Consider the following 18742-nt stretch of genomic DNA (forward strand, 5'->3'; position numbering starts at 1 on the left):
GAAGATGGTCAAGCATGGAATATACTGAAGTGGCCCTCATCAGAGAAGAACAGGGTATGAATCACTTATTAAAAGAGCATGAGGTGTTAGCTTCGGTATTGATCTTTATCGGCTTTCAAGGCCTATCAATTTACTTGCCTTTGTATCCTACATACGAAACAATAATAATTGAGTTCTGGGTTAGTATTTGAGTATGAATGCAAGTACTGATGCTAAGCACTCAAAATATGGTTTTCTTGTATTTATCCCGTCGGCTTATTGAATTTAAAGGTTTCTAATTAATGTGTGAGTTATTGGGTATGTCTGCGAATGTACCAACAGATATATGTTTCAGTTTTTCAGGGTTACTAGAGCGCGGTGGTAATACAGGGCCTCATAAAGATGGCTGGGGGATCACGTTTTACGAAGGTAAGGGGTGTAGAACGTTTAAAGACCCAGAGCCAAGTTGTCAGTCAGAGATTGCTAAATTAGTTAAAGCATACCCTATAAAAAGTGTCTCGGTCATTAGTCATATTCGCCAAGGTAACCGTGGCAGAGTATGTTTAGAAAATACCCACCCGTTTACTCGTGAATTATGGGGAAAAGAGATCACTTATGCGCACAATGGGCAACTGTCTAACTATAATGATTTAAAACCTGAATTTTATCGCCCTGTTGGTAATACAGATAGTGAGCTTGCATTTTGTTGGCTCTTAGATAAGATCAGAGAAAAATACCCAAAAAAACCTTCAAATATCGCGGTGGTTTTTCGATATGCAGCTAAATTAGCGGAAACATTGAAAGACAAAGGCGTTTTCAATATGTTGCTCACTGACGGGGTGTATGTACTGGCGTATTGTACGAACAATTTGCACTGGCTTACCCGCAGAGCGCCCTTTGGTAAGGCCACGTTGATCGATGCTGATATGGTGGTGGACTTTAAAGAAGAAACTACACCAAATGATATTGTCAGTGTTATTGCAACAAGGCCGTTAACGAATGATGAGCAATGGCAAAAGATGGAACCAGGTGAATTTGTATTATTTAAGCTTGGAGAAAAAATTTAGGCTTAGTGCATAATTTTACATCATAAACCGTGCCGCAGATTTTAATCTGTGGCACGGATTGAGGTTACTTTACGTCATATTTCGTCATGTGTACTTGAAATTGCTCTATCCCTTCTTTGCCTTTGTACATTTTCACTAACATGTAGCTATATTCTGGTGCGAGCCATACTGTGGCTTGACGCTTGTTATTATCATATAACCTTCTGACTCTGACTGTTTTTACGTTACCGATAGGTAGGGTAATGGTTTCGTGGCCATCAACTTCAAAGTCGTAATTACGTTGATTTCCTTTTTTATCTACAATCGGATAGCTCACCTTAGTTTTACCCGCTTTAATATCGCGGCGTAGTTGTATTTGATAAGTTTGAGCGTCTTGCTGTTCAGCTTGCCAAGCAATATCGAGAGGATATTCCTTTTTATTTGAACTGATGGTTTTTTTCGTGTGATCAAAGCTGACTGTGTATTCTTTATCTGGGCCGGTCCCGCTACGAGTCATATCGTAATGAATAGGTTGTACGCGATTATCATCAAACGTAAACATGGATGTTTCTATACGTTTGTCATTGAAAATCATCCACTTGATATCACTTTGATATTTTAGTTGGTATGTATTCTCATCTATTTTACTAAGATCTCGAGTGGCTGAGCCTTGTACAGAGCCTTTACGAAGTATTTGGTACTCTGCATGGTAGGGGGTGAGGGTGTTGGCAAATAATGAAAAAGAAAAGAAAGCGCTTAACCCGACAAGCCAAGCGCCAATTTTTTTATTCTGGGTACGCTGCGCCTTGAGCTGGAAGGGGTTGGTTATCAAAAACGGCATAATCTGCTTCCATTGTTAGTCTGTGTTCGCTGAACCACTTGACCACCAGAGGATAGATAACATGCTCTTGTTCATGAATGCGCTTAGCGAGGGTATCTGCTGTATCATCTGCCAAGATAGGTACCTTGGCTTGTAATACAACGGGACCACCGTCTAGCTCTTCTGTCACAAAGTGTACGCTTACACCATGAACATCGTCTTTTGCATCTATTGCTCTTTGATGGGTATTCAGCCCTTGATACTTAGGCAACAAAGAAGGGTGAATGTTCAACATTTTTCCCTTAAATTTTTGCACTAAGCGTGGGGTTAGAATACGCATAAATCCAGCTAATACAACTAAATCTGGATTAAATGAGTCAATTAATGCGGCAAGTTCAATATCATAGTCTTCACGAGATGGATAATCTTTATGGCTCAAAATAGCGGTTTCTATTCCTGCATTTTGAGCTCTGACCAATCCATATGCATCAGCTTTATTGCTGATCACGGCGCAAATCTCGCCATTAACTTCGTTGTTTTGGCAAGCATCTATAATGGCTTGTAAATTTGAGCCACTACCAGATATCAATACAACTAAGCGAGATCGCGTCATTAGTTTTTACCAGCAACGATTTCGACTTGCTCTTCGCCTGCATTTGCATCTTGAATTTCACCAATGTGCCATGCTTGTTCACCTTGTGCATTAAGTACGTCAAGGCTTTGTGCTAGTTTGTCAGCAGGAACAACTAAGATCATGCCGACGCCACAGTTAAATGTACGGTACATTTCGTGCGTGCTGATGTTACCGTTTTCTTGTAACCAGTTGAATATTGCTGGCCATTCCCAGCTATCGCCTTTAACGACTGCTTTTGCTGACTCAGGTAATACGCGTGGAATATTTTCCCAAAAGCCACCACCTGTAATATGCGAAAGAGCATGAACGTCTACGTCTTTCAACAATTCAAGAATTGACTTAACATAAATGCGGGTAGGCTCAAGTAGGTGTTCACCTAATGTTTTACCTTCAAATTCAGCATTTGTATCAGCACCAGAGACTTCTAGTACTTTACGAATTAAAGAATATCCGTTTGAGTGAGGGCCACTTGAGGCAAGTGCGATTAATTGATTGCCAGCCGCTACTTTAGTTCCGTCAATGATTTTAGATTTTTCAACAACACCAGTACAGAAACCAGCCATGTCATAGTCTTCACCTTCGTACATTCCTGGCATTTCAGCAGTTTCACCACCGATAAGTGCACAGCCTGATAACTCACACCCTTTACCAATACCGGTTACGACGTCAGCGGCTGTATCAACATCGAGTTTACCAGTTGCATAGTAGTCCAAGAAAAATAGGGGCTCAGCACCTTGGACAATCAAATCATTTACACACATAGCAACAAGGTCGATGCCTACTGTGTCATGTTTTTTTAGGTCAATCGCTAGACGCAGCTTAGTGCCTACGCCGTCAGTACCAGCGACTAATACAGGCTCTTTATAACCAGTAGGAAGTTCGCACAGTGCGCCAAAACCACCGATCCCGCCCATTACTTCTGGACGACGAGTTTTTTTCACTACGCCTTTAATGCGCTCAACTAATGCATTACCGGCATCAATATCTACGCCTGCGTCTTTGTAGCTAAGAGACTGTTTTTGATCGCTCACGGGTTTTCCTCAAAAAATTGCTATATGGATTGCTTAGAAACGCGCGTATTTTACAACAATTGGTTAGGGGCGGCTAGCGTAAATATGACAGATCCCATCAGCAAGCCATGATTCGTCTTCAAATAGAGAGTGTTTGCTCATAATAACAGTAAGTTAATGATGAAATAGAGAAACGGTATATTGATGATTTAGCTGCGGGTTCAGTCGAGAGAGGTTTTATATGCGCTGATTGATAAATGCATATAAAACCTTTTACTTAAATTGATGGTAAATACGAGGAAGGCAGGTTTACGCGTATTTTAGTTTAGCTGTTATGCTTGTGCAGTCAGTATTGCACGAAGAGGCGCAGGGTATCCTTCAATGGTTTTCGTTTTATCATTTGGATCTAAAAAATCCGCTAATGATTCAGTTTCCATCCAAGGTGTTTGACGTTGTTCATCAAGTGACGTCACATCATTATTGACCACTTTCACGTTTTTAAAGCCGACACGTTCTAGCCAGAGGGTCAGTGCCGCGGTACTAGGAATAAACCACACATTGCGCATTTTAGCATAGCGATCGGTTGGCACGAGTACAGTGTTCACATCGCCTTCAATGACCAAGGTTTCTAAAATAAGCTCCCCGCCAGGGCGCAATTGCGCTTTTAATTGAGATAGAAAATCTATGGGCGAGCGACGGTGATAGAGTACGCCCATAGAGAATACCGTATCAAAACTTTTGAGCGCCGGTAGCTGTTCAACACCCAGTGGTAATAAATGGACGTTTGGATCAGGGTTAAAGTGCTTGATCGCCTGAAATTGAGATAAAAATAGATCGGAAGGATCAATGCCAACAACGAAGTTTGCACCCGCACCACGCATACGCCACAGGTGGTACCCTGAGCCACAGCCAATATCAAGCACACTGCGTCCGTCTAACGGAGAGATATGTTCGACTAATCGGTCCCACTTCCAGTCGCTACGCCATTCTGTATCGATATGGATACCATGAATATGAAAAGGGCCTTTTCGCCATGGCATCATCTTTTTTAGTAAATGGGTTAATTGTTTAGTGTGCCCATCGGATAACTCCTCAGCTAACCCAAACTCAACTTTATCGGTAATATTAATATGCTCAGAGTTTGATTCAGGCAGATTTTTTAGAACCTTTTCCCACTTCGGCCAGTCGCCGTGCTGTGCTTCTTTTTGCCAGTGGCTCAGTTGTGCTGGCAGCGTTTCTAGCCAATGACTGAGAGACGTTTTGGCAATGGCTGCGTAAAAGTCGGTAAACCAAGAATTCATGATGACTCCGTTATTTGATGGCAACAAGTGAGCAAAAGTTAAAGCATTGGTACCAAACCTGAGTTTGACTGAAACCAATAGTGTTTAGTCGTTCGAGATGGGTAGACAGGGTATCCGGTCGCATTACATTCTCTATGGCGGTGCGTTTTTGGCTTATCTCTAATTCAGAGTAGCCGTTATGACGTTTAAAATCGTGATGAAGGTCGATAAGTAGGTTATCAGTTAACTCATTTTCACCTTTAATTTTTTCACTCAGCAACAATACGCCACCCGGTTTTAAGCTGTTATATATGCGTTTAAGTACGTCTTCTCGTTGTTCTTGAGGAATAAACTGTAAGGTAAAGTTGAGTGCGACTACGCTGGCATTTTTAAGCTCTAATTCAGTGATATCACCTAAAACGACGTTGACAGGTACGTCGGACTTAAAGCCTTTTAAATGCAATTGACAGCGCTCGACCATGGCTTTTGAATTATCAACGGCGATGATCTCACAGTTTTGTTTTTCGATGTTACGACGCATACTTAGCGTGACCGCGCCTAATGAGCAGCCTAAGTCGTATAAATTGGAATTGCTTTGTGCGTATTGTCCCGCGAGCTTGCCCATAGTGCTAACAATGGTTGCATAACCAGGTACTGAGCGTTGGATCATATCAGGAAATACTTCGACCACGTTTTCGTCAAAGCTAAAATCTTTTATTTGCTGCTCAGTGGCATAAATACTGTCTGTGCCAGTCACAATTTGTCTCTCTTTCTAAATAATCTGGTTATTTTAACATTTTATACTGGATAGTCAGTGATAATTTCAGTAGCTTGGCTACTATTAATGAAAAGAAGTATAAAAGAGATGAAAAATGGCGAGAAATAAAGTAATTAGCACAGAAGATATTCTATCCACATTGTGCAACTCGGTGACTGAAGTATTGTCTTCCGCAAGTGGCAATCAAATTGCGTACTCAGCAATGGTTCAAAAAATCACGCGAACATGTATGCGCCCAGACATTGGTTGTTTTGTGTTGTTTGACGGTGGGTTTACAGGGTTAGTAGTGACAAATTTTACCGCGCAGTCAGCAATGGAAATTTATCATGACTATATGCGTAACATGGGGATGCCAGAAGAAGAAATAGCGCATAGCCATTTATCAGATGATGTTTCTAACGTGATGGGTGAGCTCATGAACCAGATTGTGGGTGACTTTACTGGTAAAGTGCGTAGTCAATTGCATACGTCAATTACACAAAATCAACCTAAGATGATGGCAATTAATAAACAAGTACAAATTTCGGTCGATACAACGATGGACAGACCTCAAGCTCGTCGTGTGACATTTACAACTCAGAACCAAAATATTTTTTATTTAGAATTGGCCATGGACAAAACTGAGTTCATTAAACTGCATGATTTTGATATTGCTGAGGCTGTTGATCCTGATGATATTATTGCTAATCAAGCCAGTGATGATAAAGCAAAAAAAGCAGCTGCGTCTGAAGCGACTGACGTAAGCGATGATGACTTTATGGCTGAGTTAGGTCTATAAACCTGCGATCTCTATCGTGTGCTGATTCGTTTATATTAATTTAGCATAACCAATTAGAACTCGATTGCATTTAAAGCCGCTATGATATTTAAAGCTGTTAAAGCATCTAAAAGTTGTATTGAACTTTATGTGATGTGAAGACAGCTTTTCGTTTTCCCGATACCTTTATTTTCCTCCGCACTATTGCAACACATTATGATGTGTACGTGGTTAATATTCTCCATTAGCGCTTTTATTTGGTTATTTATCAGTACTCAGTCATCTAATAGAAATGACTACTCGTAGAAACTCATTTCTTGATGCTGTAATACCAAAAATAGGCGTAAGTCTAATTCTAGCTGATGGTATTCAGGTTCCATATGGCAGCACAATTGGTAAAATGCTTTGTTATGGTCTTTTTCTCTAAAGTGGGCTAATTCATGCACAACTAACAGTTTAAGTAAGGGTTCTGGTGCATATTTTAGTTGGTCTGCAATTGCAATTTCATGTTTAGCTTTGAGTTTTCCACCATGTTGCTGGCTTTTAAAGGTATGCGTACCCAACGCATTTTTAACTAAATCCTTCTGCTTTTTATAGGCAACGTTAGATAACTTTGGCGCATTCTTTAGGTAACGCTGTTTAAATTCGTTGGTGTATTCAAATAACTGTTTTTGAGATCTAAGTTGATGTGGGGTCGGATATTTATTTTTAAAATAAGTTGCCAACTGATTAGAGTTAATTAATTGTGACACTTGCTGTTGTATGTTTTCAGGATAATGCTGAAAGTAGTGCTTAAAATCCATAAAAAACTCGTTAGGCTAAAAGTGATAGTTATTATATGCTAATGCGCAACAAGGATCCGAATAGTTTGAAAAAGTATGTATAAAGCGAGTTGTTTGTGTGGGGTCGTAAAAGTAGAAGTTCGTGGGCCGATCACAGATATAATTCATTGCCATTGTTCTTTGTGCCGTAAATCAACAGGTACCGCGTACGCTACGAATGGGTTTGTAGAGACTGATTTTTTTAAAGTAGTGGAAGGGCGAGAAGACATCACACACTTTGAGTTTAAGCCTGGTCGCAAGCGCCATTTTTGTCGCCATTGTGCATCTCCTATCTATAGTTCAAGCAGGGAAAATCCCCAAAAAGTTCGACTTCGCTTAGGGATTTTAGATACTCCAATTGCTGAAAGGCCTATGTCACATAATTTTGTTACATCAAAAGCTGATTGGGAGAATTTAGATGCACAATTGCCCCGGTACGAACGTTTCGAACCCGGTCGAGGTTAGCGATCCGAATAAAGGGCTCCGCATATTCAATAGACTCAAATATATTCACTCAGTTGCTCGTGTGCAATCATTTTAAGCGTGTAAGCTTTTAACGCTAGTTTCTTCTTAACTTAAATTTGTTCACTTGAGAGCCCAAAGATCCTCTTTTTTAAATACACCTACGGTTAAAATAAGTGAGTTTGGCTTGGTTCTAGGTCTGCAGGGAACTCACCTAAAGTTGCAGCTGGATGTGCCAGATCTGCGATAAATTGTTTCGCAAGCAACGGCGCATCATAATTATCGGCGGTATGAAAAAACAAATAGGGTGTTTTACCTTCATCTAACCAATGTCGAATTTTATTTAACCAAGGGCGGTATAGCTGCTTATTAGCTTGTAAGTCTGAGCAGCCAACATATCGAATGATTGGTGCTTGAGCTGTTGAAATAACATGTAAAGGTACTTTCGGTTTCTTTTTTTGTGCGTCGATAATCGCTTCCGTAAGCGGTAGTTCACTAAATAGCGGTCGAGTATCCATCATGATCCGGTTGTGGTTTTGAGCGATTAAAAATTGATTGAATTTAGTTTCATTGTCCGCTTTGTCAAAAAAACCAAGATGGCGCACTTCAATACCAATGGGCAGGTTACGCGGCAGGAGGCGGCTGAAGTCTCGAATAGTGTCAAGATAGTCAGGACTGCAGCTTTTGGGTAGTTGCAGCATAATTTGCCCAATATTTTCAAACAACGGTTCAAAGAGTTTTAACCATTTTAGTAAATCGCTTTGGCAATTCTTTAATGCCATATCATGAGAAAACCGTCTAGGGATCTTAAACGTAAATTTAAAGTGTTTAGGCACACTGTTTTGCCACTTTAAGATCGTTTCAGGGGATGGATCGGCGTAAAAGCTAGTGTTGCCTTCAACAGAATTAAAAATTTGGCTGTACTGGCTGAGCATGTACTTTGGCTGGCAGTCTCGGGTGAAAAACCGGCCTTTCCAATGTGCTGAGCTCCACTGAGGGCAACCTATATAAAGCATAAAATGCGCGATCCAATAACGAATAAGTGTATTAATTGTATCAAAACACATTAATCGTTGGGAAATTTGCTTACTTATGTCGATCAAGGATGACTTTAAGGGGGAATTTTATATAATTGGCGGTAATTTTTTCAAATTAACCTTATTGGCTGCATTTTAGTGTAGCTGACTAACAGGAATATTATGCGCTCGATATATTGTGGGAACTTAAATAAAAGCCATGTTGGCGAAGTAGTAGAGTTATGTGGCTGGATAAATAAGCGTCGTGATTTGGGCGGCTTAATTTTTATCGACCTACGTGACCGTGAAGGACTTGTGCAGGTAGTATTTGACCCAGAAGTGGAAGGGTTAATGGATACTGCTAATACACTTCGTCAAGAATTTTGCGTACAAGTAAAAGGTACTGTTCGAGCGCGCCCTGATAGCCAAGTAAATAAAGATATGGCAACCGGTGAAGTTGAAATATTAGGCACTAGCTTAAATATTATTAACCGTTCAGAGCCATTGCCACTGGACTTTAATCAGCAAAACTCTGAAGAGCGCCGTTTAAAGTACCGTTATTTAGATCTTCGCCGTTTAGAAATGAGCGATCGCATTAAGCTAAGGGCAAAAGCGAGTAGCTTTGTTCGTCGTTTCTTAGATGGTAATGATTTCCTTGATATAGAAACGCCAGTACTTACCAAAGCTACGCCAGAAGGTGCTCGTGATTATTTAGTACCAAGCCGAGTTCATAAAGGTAGCTTTTACGCTTTACCACAATCACCACAGTTGTTTAAACAATTACTGATGATGTCAGGTTTCGACCGCTATTATCAAATTGTGAAATGTTTCCGTGATGAAGATTTACGTGCTGACCGTCAGCCTGAATTTACTCAAATCGATTTAGAAACATCGTTTATGAGTTCAGATCAAGTACGTGCGGTGACTGAGCGTTTAGTAACAGAAATGTGGCAAGAGCTACTTAACGTTGACCTAGGTGCATTCCCGGTAATGGCTTACAGCGAAGCGATGCGCCGTTTCGGTTCTGATAAACCAGACTTACGTAACCCAATGGAGCTGATAGACGTTGCTGACTTAGTTAAAGACGTTGAATTTAAAGTACTTGCTGCGCCTGCTAACGATGAAAAAGGTCGTGTAGCGGTATTAACGGTTCCAGGTGGCGCCAAACTGTCTCGTAAGCAAATTGATGAATACACGAAATTTGTGGGTATTTATGGTGCCAAAGGTCTTGCTTGGATGAAAGTGAATGACCGTGATGCAGGTATTGAAGGGGTTCAATCGCCTATCGCTAAATTCTTAAATGAAGAGGTGATCAATGGTTTGTTAGAGCGCACTAACGCACAAACTGGCGACATCCTGTTATTTGGTGCCGATAAGCGTAATGTGGTTAATGAGGCTATGGGTGCACTTCGTTTGAAAGTAGGGCTAGACCTAGAATTGACGGATTTAAACAAATGGGCACCATTATGGGTTGTTGATTTCCCGATGTTTGAAGAAGATGATGAAGGGACTTTGCATGCGGTTCATCACCCGTTTACTGCACCAAAAGGTATTACAGCTGAAGCGCTAGAGTCAGCACCAGCAAGAGCAATTTCTGATGCGTATGATATGGTCATCAACGGGTATGAAGTGGGCGGTGGCTCTGTGCGTATTCATACTGCGGATATGCAAGAAGCAGCGTTTAGAATTTTAGGCATAGAAGAGCAAGAGCAACAAGATAAGTTTGGCTTCTTATTAGATGCACTTAAGTACGGTACACCACCACATGCTGGCTTAGCATTTGGCTTAGACCGTTTGGTAATGTTGCTATGTGGCACTGATAACATCCGTGATGTGATAGCATTCCCTAAAACAACCCAAGCATCTTGTTTATTGACTGATGCGCCAAGTTTAGTAAACCCAGACTCTTTAAAAGAGTTAGCGATTGCAGTGGCTAAAGTTGAAAAAGAAGTCGTGCAATCAGACGGTGAGTAATACGTATATGCGACTATAACGCAAGAAAAAGGCGACTATAAATGGTCGTCTTTTTTATACCTGCTATAGTATTTAACTGGTAATTCATACAGTATTTTGGCATGATGCAAAAAAACAATTTAGGATTATGTTTTGGCGACTATTTTGGGCATTGACCCGGGTTCTCGATTTACAGGCTATGGCGTTATCGTGCACCAAGGCAGTAAATTTCAATATTTGGGCAGTGGCTGTATCAAAATAGGGGAGTTTGATTTTCCGACTCGTTTAAAAATGATTTATCAGGGGGTGACACAGTTGGTAGAGCAGTTTCAACCAGATAGTTTTTCAATTGAACAGGTGTTTATGGCCCATAACCCAGACTCCGCTTTAAAGCTTGGTCAAGCCCGAGGTGCGGCGATTGTTGCCGCTGCCATGCTGGATATCGCGGTACATGAATATTCGGCAAGGCAAGTTAAACAAGCGGTGGTTGGTAATGGTGGCGCGAAAAAAGAACAAGTTCAAGAAATGGTGAAGCGTATCCTAAAGTTGCCTGGTACCCCCCAAGCTGATGCCGCAGATGCTTTGGCTATTGCGATTTGCCATGCTCATTCTGAGCAAAGCTTAATTCGTCTTGCTGGTAGTGCAACAAAAACTGTACGCCGTAGATTGAGGTAAAAATAGATGATTGGAAGACTCAGTGGAATTTTATTAGAAAAACAGCCGCCAGAAATATTACTTGATGTCGCTGGCGTTGGTTATGAAGTACAGATGCCGATGACCTGTTTTTATGAATTACCGAATTGTGGTGAGCAAACTGCAGTGTATACGCACTTTGTGGTAAGAGAAGATGCGCAATTATTGTTTGGTTTTAATCATAAAAAAGAACGCGCCTTGTTTCGAGAGTTAATAAAAGCCAACGGCGTTGGACCAAAATTGGGGCTGGCTATTTTATCGGGAATGTCAGCGGAGCAGTTTATCCACTGTGTTAACAATGAAGACGCCACGACGTTGGTGAAGATCCCTGGTGTCGGTAAAAAAACGGCGGAACGTTTGGTACTTGAGATGAAAGACAGACTCAAGAATTTTGGTCATGATTTACTAACGCCGTTTAGTGATGGCGCGGTGATTGCACCACAAGAAAACCCAACGGTTCAGGATACGCCAGCTGATGATGCAGTTGCTGCATTACTGGCTTTAGGCTATAAACTAGCACAAGCACAAAAAGCGGTTAAAGCAGTGTCAAAACCTAATATGGGGACGGAAACACTGATAAAAGAAGCTCTTAAGTCAATGATGTGATAACGCATGATAGAAGCAGATAGATTAATTGAGCCTGAAGTACAAGGCAATGAAGACAGTGTTGATAGGGCAATTCGACCGAAATTACTTGCTGATTATACAGGTCAAGATCATGTAAAAAAGCAAATGGCCATCTTTATAGAAGCGGCTCGTTCACGGGAAGAGGCGCTGGACCACTTGTTGATTTTTGGCCCTCCAGGGTTAGGGAAAACAACCCTTGCAAATATTGTGGCAAATGAACTTGATGTAAATATTAAAGCGACTTCAGGCCCGGTACTTGAAAAAGCCGGAGATCTGGCGGCTTTATTGACTAACCTTGAAGAAGGTGACGTGTTATTTATTGATGAAATACACAGGCTGAGCCCACAAGTTGAAGAAATATTATATCCCGCAATGGAAGACTATCAGTTAGATATTATGATAGGCGAAGGGCCAGCTGCACGCTCAATAAAGTTAGAGTTACCGCCGTTTACCTTAATTGGTGCAACGACTAGAGCAGGATCACTTACATCACCTTTACGTGACCGCTTTGGTATTGTACAGCGATTGGAGTTTTATTCAGTATCGGATCTGTCGACTATTATATCTCGCTCAGCATTTTACCTTGATTTAGGTATAAGCCCTGAGGGCGCAGATGAAGTGGCGCGTCGGTCTCGTGGTACGCCCCGTATTGCAAATCGCTTATTACGCCGGGTGCGCGACTATGCACAAGTAAAGAGTGACGGTAAAGTAAGTGCACAGATAGCCAATCTTGCGCTTGAGATGGTTGATGTAGACAAGCGAGGGTTTGATTACATGGACCGCAAATACTTATTGGCTATTATTGAAAAGTTTATGGGTGGGCCAGTTGGTCTAGATAACTTGGCCGCAGCCATTGGCGAAGAGCGAGAAACCATTGAGGATGTCATTGAGCCATTTTTGATCCAGCAAGGCTTTATACAGAGAACGCCAAGAGGGCGCATTGCATCAAATGCAGCGTATCTTCATTTTGACTTAGCGGTACCTGAATCATAATAGCCTTTTAGTCATCGATTAAAATCTATAAAACTCAGCATATGCTGAGTTTTTGCTTTATAAGCTCTCTCAACACTTATGTTACTGCGTGAACCATTAAGCACTCTTATGATTTCCACGGTTAAATTCTACTTACACTGTGCACTTTTTCAAACAATCGCAGACAAGTGTTTTATGTTGTGGCTAGACACTTTCAGTGTCGAGCAGCCTTATATTTTTATAATTCATATAAATTTCAGGCAAAAAAAAGCCCGCAAAAAATGCGGGCAAAACAACAAGTTGAAGGAAGTAATCCAGGGTTTGATAAGTTAACGTTGGTTTTATCCTAAGCGCTCTTATCACAGCAATACGACAAATCAGAATCCTATTGCTAACAACTGTGCTTTTGCATAATAGATGCTGTGTGCTCAGTACAGGGTGTATATTAAATAGGTTTTGGCAATTCATCAAGCTAGAAAAATTATTTTTTTAAATTAATAAAACTAATCCGAAGCGTTTTTTTACTTTGCCAGTTTGTTTTTATTTAGTCGTAGTTAATTATTAAATTCATGTTTTTAATGGCTTTTTATTTTTTCTGATTGTATTCTTATTATTAGTTTAATTGTTGTTAATTGGTATTACCAATTGGTTTTTGGTGGTTTATTCGTGAATTATGCATAAACTGTGAGTTTTATGCAGCTAGCATTCATAAATACGCGTTTATTATTCAGGGCTAATATTTGTTGAATTAACTATGTGAAGGTTCTGTATATCGTTTTAGTGTGTTTTTAGCGTATTTATCGCCAAATACCGTAATTTCATGGTAATGAGATTGTCAGCACAGATATGTGTCGGTAAACTAACTGAACCTTTATAGTCGCTTACAGTCAATGTTGTAACCGGCTATAGCGCAAGACAAAGCCGACACACCATTTCTTAGGAGTATAATAACGTGGAATCGGGACTAAATTTTATTGATCTTATATTAAAAGCCAGTGTGCTAGTTCAACTTGTGATGTTGGCACTTGTTGGTATGTCAATCGCCTCATGGGCCATCATATTTCAGCGTAGATCAATTATCTCAAACGCAATGGACAATGCGAAAAAGTTTGAGCAAAAATTTTGGTCCGGTATGGACTTAAGTAAACTGTATAACGAAGTAACAGCCCGTGCAGTTAACCCGCAAGGTCTAGAAGCATTATTTGTCTCTGGTTTTAAAGAATTTGCTCGACATAAAAAGCAAAGCACACAGTCCACAGGACTGGTTATTGAAGGCACACATCGTTCTATGCGCGTCGCGTTATCTCGTGAAGTGGAAAAACTAGAATCAAGTTTATCGTTTTTAGCGACTGTTGGCTCAATAAGCCCATATATTGGGTTATTTGGTACTGTGTGGGGGATCATGAATGCATTCATTGCGTTAGGTGAAGTAAAACAAGCAACGCTACAAATGGTTGCGCCAGGTATTGCTGAAGCCTTGATTGCCACAGCAATGGGTCTATTTGCGGCCATCCCAGCGGTTATGGCGTATAACAAATTTGCTAAGAGCGTTGAGAAACTTGAAACTCAATATATTAACTTTATGGAAGAGTTTGCCAATATACTTCATCGTCAGGCCGCAAGTTCTGCTGAGGTAAAGCAACATGTATCAGCGTAAAAAACGTCGCCCAGTCGCAGAGATCAATGTGGTGCCCTACATCGATGTGATGTTGGTACTTTTGATCATATTCATGGCCACTGCACCGCTCATTACGCATGGGGTTAAAGTGGACTTGCCGCAAATGCAAGAGTCAGATTTAGTCAAAACTAAAGATGCGCCGCCGATAATAGCCTCGATAGACTCACAAGGACGATATTTTGTCAGTGTAGGTACTGATCCTGAGGCGCCGATGGATGCGGTTGAAGTGGCTGCGGTTATTAAATTGAAATTACAACAAAACCCTGACACCCCAGTGATGATAAAAGGCTCGGGTAGAGTGTCTTACCAGGAAGTACTTCTTCTTATGGATTTCTTGAAAAATGCGGGCGTGCCCTCGGTTGGCCTGATGACTAAATCATTTGAGGAGGGCTAATGGGGGCATTACAAAGCGGTATTTTAAAGTCGCTGGTACTACATTTTGCTTTGGCCGGAATATTATTCGCTTCGGCAAATTTTCATACGCCTGAACCTGCTGTGATGGAAGTGACATTAAATCCTGAAGTTACTGAGCCTTTAGATGAAAAGGTTGTTTCAGCTATTTCTGTCGATCAGTCTGCTGTTGAGAAAAAAATAGCAGAGCTTAAAACGCAAGAGCTGAATAAAAAGCGGGCGGAAGAAAAGCGCATTCGAGATTTAGAGCGCAGAGCGAGTCAAGCACGCAAAGATAGAGAAGCTGAAGCTCGACGTATTAAAAAGCTAGAGCAGCAGCGTAAAGCGAAAGTAGCCGAGAAGAAAAAGGCCGAAGCGCAAGCCAAAAAAGCCCGTGAAATAGAGAAAAAGCAACGCGCTCAAGCCGACAAAGCACGCGCTGAAAAGTTAGCAGCAGAAAAAGCAGCAAAAGCCGCATCGAATAAACGCAAAGCGGAAGAAGATGCGCTTAAAAAAGCTGAAGATGCCCGCAAGCGCCGGGAGGTAGAAGAAAAACGTAAAGCAGAGGCAGCAGAAAAAGCCCGTCAAAAGGCCTTACAAGAGCAATTAATGCAAGAGCAGTTAGCAAAAGAGCAGGCCGCGCGTAATAAAATACGTAAACAGCAGGTATTATCAGAGGTTGATAAATACAAAGCACTGATCATGCAGCGGATACAGGCAAACTTGTTAATTGATGAAAAGATGAAAGGCAAACAATGCCGAGTCAATATTCGTCTAGGCTTTAATGGTTTGGTGACTGACTCACGCTCCTTAGGCGGTGATAAGTTAGTATGCGAAGCCGCGCTACGTGCTGTGAGAATGGCTGATACACTGCCAGTCTCAAAAGAGAAAGATGTTTTTGAACAGCTTAAAAATATTAATTTAACAATTAAACCTAATTTATAAAGGAAGTTTATGTTCAACCGATTAAAAGCATTGTTGGTTTTTGTTGCTTTTGGCATGTCAGGCGTCGTCCATGCGGCGCTTGAGATTGTTATAACAGAAGGCGTGGATAGTGCACGCCCGATTGCCATTGTTCCTTTTAAATATGAAGGTGTTGGTCAAAAGCCTATGCGAGTGAGTGAAGTTATCGCTGCTGATTTAACGCGAAGCGGTAAATTCAAACCTCTTTCATTTACCGAGTTGCCTCAGTTACCGAGCACAGATACAGAGGTAGATTATACTGCGTGGGTAAATAAAGGGGTTGAAGCGGTGATTGTTGGTGCAATTGTACAGCAACCTGGTGGGCGTTACTTAGTTAAATATGAATTGATTGATGTGATCAGAGCACAAATTACGGGTGGTGAAACGCGTATGATGAGCAATGGCCAATTAATGAAAAGCCAAGATCACGTACAAGAAGCAAGACAAAGTGTAATATCTAGCGATGGATTCAGACAGTATGCACATCAAATAAGCGATGTGGTATATGAATCATTGACAGGAGAACGCGGAGCGTTTAGAACAAAAATTGCTTATGTGATTGTTCGTGACGAAGATGATAAGCCTTACCAGTTAGTTGTTGCAGATTATGATGGGTTTAACGAACAGGTGTTATTGCGTTCAAAAGAGCCCTTAATGTCGCCGTCATGGTCACCTGATGCAAACAAACTAGCATACGTTACGTTTGAAAATCGCCAATCACAAATCTATGTGCAAGATATCTATACAGGTAAGCGAGATCTCATCACGAGTTACCCGGGAATAAATGGCGCACCGCAGTTTTCTCCTGATGGAAAGCAGTTGCTAATTGTACTTTCTAAAGATGCAGGTGGTGCCACAGAGGTGTATCATTATGACTTACAAACACGCAAAGAGCGTCGTTTAACACGTCACCGTAGCATAGATACTGAGCCAAGTTGGCACCCAAATGGCAAAGAAATTGTGTATACGTCTGAAAGGGGTGGTAATGCCCAGATTTATAAGTTAAATTTACAAACTGGTAGGTCAAAGCGTATTACCTTTGACGGCGATATGAATTTAGCAGGATCAGTGACACCCGATGGGAAGCATTTGGTAATGGTAAATCGTACCATTGGCAAATATCATATTGCTAAAAAAGAATTGAGATCTGGGCTATTTCAAGTTTTAACAAGAACTCGCCTGGACGAATCTCCGAGCATAGCGCCAAATGGCTCGATGATTATTTATAGTACGCTGCATAACAACAAGCAGGTATTGGCTTTAGTGTCTATGGATGGGCGTTTTAAAGCGCGACTTCCGGTTTCTGATGGGCAAGTGAAAGCTCCAGCTTGGTCGCCATTTTTACAGTAATTTTGCTGGTTAGATTTTAAGATATAGGAATATACTCGATGCAACTTAACAAAACATTAAAAGCTCTATTAGTGGCGTTGCCAGTAATGACGCTAGCCGCGTGTAGCTCATCTTCAAGTGTAGATGAAGGTGCTGCAAATGAAAGTAACCAAGCAACATCCCAAGAAAATAATAACGTTGATGTAAACACGATTTCACGTGTTAAATCAGCAGAAGAAAAGCTTCGTGAGAAGTATGAAGCATTACGTCAAGAGCAGATCATTTACTTTGATTTTGATAAATCAACAGTACAAGGTGCTTACGCTGAGCTTTTACAAGCACATGCTGACTTCTTGGTTAAGAACCCAAGCGTAAAAGTATTGGTTGAAGGCCACGCTGATGAACGTGGTACGCCAGAGTACAATATTGCACTAGGTGAAAGCCGTGGTAAAGCAGTTGCTAAATACTTACAAAGCTTAGGTGTGTCTGATAACCAAATTTCAGTAGTAAGCTATGGTGAAGAGAAACCAATGGTGAAGTCTCGCACTGAAGAAGCTTTTGCTAAGAACCGTCGTGCGGTTTTAGTATACTAATTTGATAAGAGATATTATGAAGCCAAAGAAACTATTGGCAGCCATAATGATTCTGAGCGGGAGCACCCAAATTTTGGCTGCTCCCGCTCCTGTTTCTGAGGCTGCAAACTCGCAATCGTCTTTAGAGCAACGCATTGCGCAGTTAGAAAGTATGATGAAGACCCGCAACCTATTACAAGTCGAGTTACAGCAGCAGTTAGGCTTATTGCAAGACGAAGTAAGTCAGGTACGTGGTGTTACCGAAGAGCAGAGCTATAAGCTTGAGAAAGTGTTACAGCGCCAACGTGAATTATACCAAGAAATAGAAAACCGCGTGTCTAAGGTATATGAGCAAGCGAGCAGCTCGGTAGCCACTGAGGTGGTGATAGATTCATCTCAAGCTGTTAGTAGTGACCTATCTGAAAATGAAGCGTACGACAAAGCTGTAGCGCTAATTATGAAAGATAAGCGTTATGATGCTGCGATCCCTGAGTTCCAGTCATTTCTGACCACTTTCCCAACATCGGTGTATATACCTAATGCACATTATTGGTTGGGGCAGCTTTTATCAATTAAAAATGACGATGAAAATGCGATTGGCCATTTTAAAACAGTGGTAGATAATTTTGCTGATTCAAATAAACGCCCTGAGGCAATGTTAAAACTGGGTACGCTCTATGAAAAGCAGGGAAAAGTAGAATTAGCTAAGTCTATTTTGACGACATTGCTAAATGAATACCCAAGCACAACGGCTGCAAAAATGGCCACCGAGCGTTTATCTAAGATTTAAAAGCTCGATTTTTTGCCACTGTGGTTTAAAATTAAGCGCTTAAGCATAAAAACTCAAAAAAACTACGTATTTAAGTTGCACTCATTTTTTAAATAAGTATTATAAGCGCCCGCAGCAGGCGATTGGTTAAAACCAAACTGCTGCAACTAAGTGGGTCATTAGCTCAGTTGGT

Annotated in this window: 20 protein-coding genes; 13 read left to right on the forward strand and 7 right to left on the reverse strand. The window is 41.1% G+C overall.

Annotated elements, in window-relative coordinates; translation table 11 throughout:
• The first annotated feature begins 281 nt into the window (after positions 1–281).
• The gene (locus CWC18_RS08910; RefSeq protein ID WP_138590620.1) at positions 282–1046 is read left to right on the forward strand and encodes a class II glutamine amidotransferase; all 765 of its coding nucleotides are present in this window, start codon (positions 282–284) and stop codon (positions 1044–1046) included.
• A gap of 64 nt (positions 1047–1110) precedes the next feature.
• Here CWC18_RS08910 and CWC18_RS08915 read toward each other — a convergent pair whose 3' ends face one another.
• The 5 genes from CWC18_RS08915 to cmoA form a co-directional block, all read right to left on the reverse strand.
• Positions 1111–1866 (reverse strand): DUF3108 domain-containing protein, encoded by a 756-nt coding sequence (locus tag CWC18_RS08915; protein WP_171041064.1) that lies wholly within the window; start codon positions 1864–1866, stop codon positions 1111–1113.
• Positions 1811–2458, reverse strand: a complete 648-nt coding sequence (gene purN, locus CWC18_RS08920; RefSeq protein ID WP_138590622.1) for a phosphoribosylglycinamide formyltransferase — start codon at positions 2456–2458, stop codon at positions 1811–1813. Before purN ends, CWC18_RS08915 begins: the two co-directional genes overlap by 56 nt.
• Positions 2458–3510 (reverse strand): phosphoribosylformylglycinamidine cyclo-ligase, encoded by a 1053-nt coding sequence (gene purM / locus CWC18_RS08925; RefSeq protein WP_138590624.1) that lies wholly within the window; start codon positions 3508–3510, stop codon positions 2458–2460. Before purM ends, purN begins: the two co-directional genes overlap by 1 nt.
• Positions 3511–3821: 311 nt before the next feature.
• Positions 3822–4790 carry a tRNA 5-methoxyuridine(34)/uridine 5-oxyacetic acid(34) synthase CmoB gene (gene cmoB, locus CWC18_RS08930; RefSeq protein WP_138590626.1) on the reverse strand — a complete coding sequence of 323 codons (969 nt, stop codon included), beginning with the start codon at positions 4788–4790 and terminating at the stop codon, positions 3822–3824.
• A 10-nt stretch (positions 4791–4800) separates the two neighbouring features.
• Positions 4801–5526: a carboxy-S-adenosyl-L-methionine synthase CmoA gene (gene cmoA / locus CWC18_RS08935; protein WP_138675115.1), complete on the reverse strand. Its 726-nt coding sequence runs from the start codon at positions 5524–5526 to the stop codon at positions 4801–4803.
• Positions 5527–5641: 115 nt separating this feature from the next.
• On the opposite strand from cmoA, the gene CWC18_RS08940 reads away from it, so the two are divergent.
• Positions 5642–6325 carry a DUF3334 family protein gene (locus CWC18_RS08940; protein ID WP_010365029.1) on the forward strand — a complete coding sequence of 228 codons (684 nt, stop codon included), beginning with the start codon at positions 5642–5644 and terminating at the stop codon, positions 6323–6325.
• A gap of 275 nt (positions 6326–6600) precedes the next feature.
• Here CWC18_RS08940 and CWC18_RS08945 read toward each other — a convergent pair whose 3' ends face one another.
• Complete coding sequence (locus CWC18_RS08945) at positions 6601–7107, reverse strand: M48 metallopeptidase family protein (protein WP_138590630.1); 507 nt, start codon at positions 7105–7107, stop codon at positions 6601–6603.
• A 75-nt stretch (positions 7108–7182) separates the two neighbouring features.
• Here CWC18_RS08945 and CWC18_RS08950 point away from each other — a divergent pair, with 75 nt between their 5' ends.
• The gene (locus tag CWC18_RS08950; protein WP_138590631.1) at positions 7183–7590 is read left to right on the forward strand and encodes a GFA family protein; all 408 of its coding nucleotides are present in this window, start codon (positions 7183–7185) and stop codon (positions 7588–7590) included.
• Between the two features lie 164 nt (positions 7591–7754).
• Here the strand turns inward: CWC18_RS08950 and CWC18_RS08955 are convergent, their stop codons facing one another.
• Entirely contained in the window at positions 7755–8603 is an 849-nt protein-coding gene (locus CWC18_RS08955; RefSeq protein WP_171041065.1) for a DUF72 domain-containing protein, read from the reverse strand.
• 183 nt (positions 8604–8786) lie between these two features.
• Here CWC18_RS08955 and aspS point away from each other — a divergent pair, with 183 nt between their 5' ends.
• The 10 genes from aspS to ybgF all read left to right on the forward strand — a co-directional run bounded on the left by aspS (position 8787) and on the right by ybgF (position 18570).
• Positions 8787–10577, forward strand: a complete 1791-nt coding sequence (aspS, locus tag CWC18_RS08960) for an aspartate--tRNA ligase (RefSeq protein ID WP_138675116.1) — start codon at positions 8787–8789, stop codon at positions 10575–10577.
• 132 nt (positions 10578–10709) lie between these two features.
• The gene (gene ruvC, locus CWC18_RS08965) at positions 10710–11231 is read left to right on the forward strand and encodes a crossover junction endodeoxyribonuclease RuvC (protein WP_138590635.1); all 522 of its coding nucleotides are present in this window, start codon (positions 10710–10712) and stop codon (positions 11229–11231) included.
• 6 nt (positions 11232–11237) lie between these two features.
• Positions 11238–11855: a Holliday junction branch migration protein RuvA gene (gene ruvA / locus CWC18_RS08970; protein ID WP_138590637.1), complete on the forward strand. Its 618-nt coding sequence runs from the start codon at positions 11238–11240 to the stop codon at positions 11853–11855.
• Positions 11856–11861: 6 nt separating this feature from the next.
• Entirely contained in the window at positions 11862–12869 is a 1008-nt protein-coding gene (gene ruvB / locus CWC18_RS08975; RefSeq protein ID WP_010365037.1) for a Holliday junction branch migration DNA helicase RuvB, read from the forward strand.
• Between the two features lie 931 nt (positions 12870–13800).
• On the forward strand, positions 13801–14505 hold the full coding sequence (gene tolQ, locus CWC18_RS08980; RefSeq protein WP_138590639.1) for a protein TolQ: 705 nt from the start codon (positions 13801–13803) through the stop codon (positions 14503–14505).
• Entirely contained in the window at positions 14492–14920 is a 429-nt protein-coding gene (gene tolR, locus CWC18_RS08985; RefSeq protein WP_138590641.1) for a protein TolR, read from the forward strand. Before tolQ ends, tolR begins: the two co-directional genes overlap by 14 nt.
• Complete coding sequence (tolA, locus tag CWC18_RS08990) at positions 14920–15861, forward strand: cell envelope integrity protein TolA (RefSeq protein ID WP_138675117.1); 942 nt, start codon at positions 14920–14922, stop codon at positions 15859–15861. Before tolR ends, tolA begins: the two co-directional genes overlap by 1 nt.
• A gap of 9 nt (positions 15862–15870) precedes the next feature.
• On the forward strand, positions 15871–17229 hold the full coding sequence (gene tolB / locus CWC18_RS08995) for a Tol-Pal system beta propeller repeat protein TolB (protein ID WP_138590645.1): 1359 nt from the start codon (positions 15871–15873) through the stop codon (positions 17227–17229).
• Between the two features lie 38 nt (positions 17230–17267).
• Positions 17268–17801, forward strand: a complete 534-nt coding sequence (pal, locus tag CWC18_RS09000) for a peptidoglycan-associated lipoprotein Pal (RefSeq protein ID WP_119861338.1) — start codon at positions 17268–17270, stop codon at positions 17799–17801.
• Positions 17802–17817: 16 nt separating this feature from the next.
• Complete coding sequence (ybgF, locus tag CWC18_RS09005; protein ID WP_138675118.1) at positions 17818–18570, forward strand: tol-pal system protein YbgF; 753 nt, start codon at positions 17818–17820, stop codon at positions 18568–18570.
• Positions 18571–18742: the final 172 nt, after the last annotated feature.

It is taken from the genome of Pseudoalteromonas aurantia, from assembly GCF_005886875.1.
Classification (GTDB): Bacteria; Pseudomonadota; Gammaproteobacteria; order Enterobacterales; family Alteromonadaceae; genus Pseudoalteromonas; species Pseudoalteromonas aurantia_A.

Excerpts from the sequence above, each read along its gene's own strand:
- aspS (WP_138675116.1), top strand. The coding sequence starts at position 8,787 with ATGCGCTCGATATATTGTGGGAACTTAAATAAAAGCCATGTTGGCGAA.
- CWC18_RS08910 (WP_138590620.1), top strand. The coding sequence starts at position 282 with ATGTGTGAGTTATTGGGTATGTCTGCGAATGTACCAACAGATATATGT.
- purN (WP_138590622.1), bottom strand. The coding sequence starts at position 2,458 with ATGACGCGATCTCGCTTAGTTGTATTGATATCTGGTAGTGGCTCAAAT.
- cmoB (WP_138590626.1), bottom strand. The coding sequence starts at position 4,790 with ATGAATTCTTGGTTTACCGACTTTTACGCAGCCATTGCCAAAACGTCT.
- CWC18_RS08915 (WP_171041064.1), bottom strand. The coding sequence starts at position 1,866 with ATGCCGTTTTTGATAACCAACCCCTTCCAGCTCAAGGCGCAGCGTACC.
- CWC18_RS08955 (WP_171041065.1), bottom strand. The coding sequence starts at position 8,603 with ATGCTTTATATAGGTTGCCCTCAGTGGAGCTCAGCACATTGGAAAGGC.
- ruvA (WP_138590637.1), top strand. The coding sequence starts at position 11,238 with ATGATTGGAAGACTCAGTGGAATTTTATTAGAAAAACAGCCGCCAGAA.
- ruvB (WP_010365037.1), top strand. The coding sequence starts at position 11,862 with ATGATAGAAGCAGATAGATTAATTGAGCCTGAAGTACAAGGCAATGAA.
- CWC18_RS08940 (WP_010365029.1), top strand. The coding sequence starts at position 5,642 with ATGGCGAGAAATAAAGTAATTAGCACAGAAGATATTCTATCCACATTG.
- CWC18_RS08945 (WP_138590630.1), bottom strand. The coding sequence starts at position 7,107 with ATGGATTTTAAGCACTACTTTCAGCATTATCCTGAAAACATACAACAG.
- ybgF (WP_138675118.1), top strand. The coding sequence starts at position 17,818 with ATGAAGCCAAAGAAACTATTGGCAGCCATAATGATTCTGAGCGGGAGC.
- tolR (WP_138590641.1), top strand. The coding sequence starts at position 14,492 with ATGTATCAGCGTAAAAAACGTCGCCCAGTCGCAGAGATCAATGTGGTG.
- pal (WP_119861338.1), top strand. The coding sequence starts at position 17,268 with ATGCAACTTAACAAAACATTAAAAGCTCTATTAGTGGCGTTGCCAGTA.
- tolA (WP_138675117.1), top strand. The coding sequence starts at position 14,920 with ATGGGGGCATTACAAAGCGGTATTTTAAAGTCGCTGGTACTACATTTT.
- CWC18_RS08950 (WP_138590631.1), top strand. The coding sequence starts at position 7,183 with ATGTATAAAGCGAGTTGTTTGTGTGGGGTCGTAAAAGTAGAAGTTCGT.
- tolB (WP_138590645.1), top strand. The coding sequence starts at position 15,871 with ATGTTCAACCGATTAAAAGCATTGTTGGTTTTTGTTGCTTTTGGCATG.